Below are 648 nucleotides of genomic sequence, written 5' to 3'. Positions count from 1 at the left end.
TGTGACGGCGTGCCTTTTGAAGAATGAGCCTGCGAGTTAGTGTTACGTCGCGAGGTTAACCCGTGTGGGGAAGCCGTAGCGAAAGCGAGTCTGAATAGGGCGTTGCAGTGGCGTGATCTAGACCCGAAGCGAAGTGATCTACCCATGGCCAGGTTGAAGCGACGGTAAGACGTCGTGGAGGACCGAACCCACTTCAGTTGAAAATGGAGGGGATGAGCTGTGGGTAGGGGTGAAAGGCCAATCAAACTTCGTGATAGCTGGTTCTCCCCGAAATGCATTTAGGTGCAGCGTTGCGTGTTTCTTACCGGAGGTAGAGCTACTGGATGGCTAATGGGCCCTACAAGGTTACTGACGTCAGCCAAACTCCGAATGCCGGTAAGTGAGAGCGCAGCAGTGAGACTGTGGGGGATAAGCTTCATAGTCGAGAGGGAAACAGCCCAGACCACCAACTAAGGCCCCTAAGCGTGTGCTAAGTGGGAAAGGATGTGGAGTTGCGAAGACAACCAGGAGGTTGGCTTAGAAGCAGCCATCCTTAAAAGAGTGCGTAATAGCTCACTGGTCAAGTGATTCCGCGCCGACAATGTAGCGGGGCTCAAGTACACCGCCGAAGTTGTGGATTTCAGACAATAGCCAAGCTGCTTCCTTGTG

1 rRNA gene is annotated in these 648 nt (G+C 53.4%); it reads left to right on the top strand.

Features of this window, described 5'->3' with window-relative positions:
- Positions 1-648: ribosomal RNA gene (locus tag MRBLAR12_RS18580) — 23S ribosomal RNA — on the top strand; the annotation flags it as partial.

Origin of the sequence: Arthrobacter sp. LAR12-1-1.1 (assembly GCF_040676555.1) — a bacterium.
Lineage (GTDB): Bacteria > Actinomycetota > Actinomycetes > Actinomycetales > Micrococcaceae > Arthrobacter.
Note: the sequence above shows the minus strand (reverse complement) of the source record. Positions and strands in the feature narration are given on the sequence as shown.